The 2,614-nt window shown below is 36.2% G+C and carries 2 protein-coding genes; both read left to right on the top strand.

Features of this window, described 5'->3' with window-relative positions; all coding sequences use genetic code 11:
• Positions 1-265: 265 nt before the first annotated feature.
• Positions 266-1,144: a hypothetical protein gene (locus A9239_RS17835; RefSeq protein ID WP_048121329.1), complete on the top strand. Its 879-nt coding sequence runs from the start codon at positions 266-268 to the stop codon at positions 1,142-1,144.
• Positions 1,145-1,877: 733 nt separating this feature from the next.
• Positions 1,878-2,279 carry a hypothetical protein gene (locus tag A9239_RS17830; protein ID WP_141706512.1) on the top strand — a complete coding sequence of 134 codons (402 nt, stop codon included), beginning with the start codon at positions 1,878-1,880 and terminating at the stop codon, positions 2,277-2,279.
• The last annotated feature ends 335 nt before the right edge of the window (positions 2,280-2,614 follow it).

The raw sequence follows: 2,614 nt of genomic DNA, 5'->3' as shown, positions 1-2,614 counted from the left end.
AAAATACTATAAAATAATAAAATAATAAAATTACAAAAAAAAAATTAATCCATAACAGTAACCTATAACAGTAACCCAGAACAGTAACCCAGAACAGTAACCCAGAACAGTAACCCAGTACAGTAACCCAGAACAGTAACCTATAGTCACGCCTGTAATTGTTGCAATAAAAATTTCATTGCATCTCAGTTGAGTAGTTGCATTATTTAGCCTCGTGACTATAGAATCGATAACCCAAAAAAATCATCCAAAACAACCGATATCTATGATTTTTCCTGATGAGTATAAGTATGTGGGCGTAACAAAATCCTTCTGCCCGGGCACTGAGGAGCCTATCTATTTTCTGACTGACTATCTGATTACAGAAAAGGGAAATCCTCAGACAGGCGACTACGAATATGCAGTTTATCACGTAAAAAAAAGCGGAGAGGGATTGCTCAGGAAAGTTGAAGCTCTCGAAACAATAGCCTCAGGAGAAGAGGTGGTAAAGTATGACAGGGAATTAAACATAAAAGACCGCACACTCCTGATCGAGACTGCAGAAAAGCTCTGTACCGGCAAAGTGAACACAGTAATTTTTACAGGTATGGATAGGCATGTTACTTTTGTTCATGCCCCTGACCTTTCAAGTATTCTTGAGCTAGAAATACTTGACGTTGCTCCTCCTTATCCGTCCTGGCTTTCTCTTGTTGTGAAAAGGCTTGACGCCAGTGGAATTTTCGGGGACCTCCAGGTCAGGTTTACTGAAAAGGTAATTGACCTCAGGCGTTTTGAAGGAAAAAATACGGTTTTTCCATGCAGCTCGTCTGGCCTCGAAGGCAAGTGCCTGGATTCGGATGTGCTCACAGAAAATGGACATTTACTTGTAGGATGCGAGATTTCGAAGAATCTTTTTGAGATGCGTTTTCCTGAACTAGAGTATTCTTTTATAAACATCTGTCCTTTCAAGTCCGAAATAGTTGTACCCTCAAAATCCTTTATTACTCGCTGCTGCAGGTCTGAAAATTCAGGGCTTGTAAAGATTTCGGGTTTTGATGGAGCTGTAGTTCACTGGGGAGCATCGGAGTACCAGGTTGCTGAAGCTATCCGAAAACTTGTAAACAGCCTCAGGCAGAGTTCAGAGGATCTAAATAGCCAGGTATAAGAGTGTTCACAAATTAAACTGCAGGCCTGCTAATTTTACTTGAAGGAAACTTACACTGGAAATTGGTAATTGATAAAACTGCCGTGTGCGAAATTCAATTTACTTATTTTGTACCTTTCTTTTAATATTTATACTGCCTGTTTCTATCTTCCCATTTTCATTAGCTGTTGATGATAAACACATAGGTTAAAGTCACTTCTAATGACAAGTTATAATGATTGGCTAGGTTTTTTGCTATTGAATGTTCGTTTTAATGCTAACCGAAAGTACTCACTGAAGATGTTCATAAATTCTAAAATTTATTCTTTGATTATTCTTTTAGGTTTCTCATACTTTTTACTAAGTTATATCTTTTTTTAAGGTGAACCAAAACTGATCTTGCAAGACGATATAAGTAACACAGACTTGTGAATTATCGCTTCAGGTGAAAGAGTAAGTATTCGTGTTATCTTTTTGTCAATAGCAATCTTCTGTGTAAGAGTCTGGTCAACTTTTATTAATTATATTCTTATGTTTTAATCATAAGGTTTTTTATTATATATATACAACTCTCATATTAAATGCAATACCTGACAATATTTAGAAAAAGTTATAATCTATGAAGATTATCCATTTAAAGGATCATTTACCGGCAATGCTCATAATTGAGGGGAGTGTCAAATATTTAAATAATTCCTGTAATCGGAAGTGGGTAGCCGATTACATAACAAAATTAAGTCTGGGGGGTAATGCTATGCTTTTACTCATGATTGCATGGATTGTTGGATTCATTGTGGGGGTTTTTTTGCTGAAGTTTTTGTTTGTAACGGTTGCGGTACAGGCTTCACTTGCTTATAACGCAATCATTGAACGTAATATTCAGGGGAAGTATCAACAGGTGAATGTGATACCTGATTTGGTTAAAACTCTCGTGGACAGCAACATCTACCAGCGTTATTCGCTTGATCCACTGCGTGTTGTAAAATACCCTGCGTTTTATAGAAAAGGCTTTAAGTTTTTTAATGGGGGTCAGTATAAATATGTTGTTTCTTATGAAGGCAACGGTAAATACACCGTCTATAGAAAAGTAAGGGCAGAAATATCGGGTAGTAAAACAAAAACAGTGGTTGAGGAAAAGTCTGAAATTAAGGTATGAGTAGAACTAATGTATGAACAAAGTGAAAGTATCCGCACAGCAATTTAATTTAAACACTGTTTCTTCTAATCATGTTATGCAGATCTTTTGGGCTTAGCCTGCCTGGAGTTTGACGAGATCTATTTATTATCCTTCTCCTCTCAAAAAGTATTTTTCATCAGTTGCCTGTACAGAATACATAGTTTTAAATCTGATTGTATATTTATTGGATCATCAAAAGGGTAATAACCAGGCATATAGGTATTTTGAGGATTTTAACTCTCAGATATTCTCATGTACTGAAGCTCTAATTATACCTATATCACGTGTTAACTATCTAATTATCTCTATATCAC

It is taken from the genome of Methanosarcina sp. A14 (genome assembly GCF_001729375.1).
Classification (GTDB): Archaea; Halobacteriota; Methanosarcinia; order Methanosarcinales; family Methanosarcinaceae; genus Methanosarcina; species Methanosarcina barkeri.
Note: the sequence above shows the minus strand (reverse complement) of the source record. Positions and strands in the feature narration are given on the sequence as shown.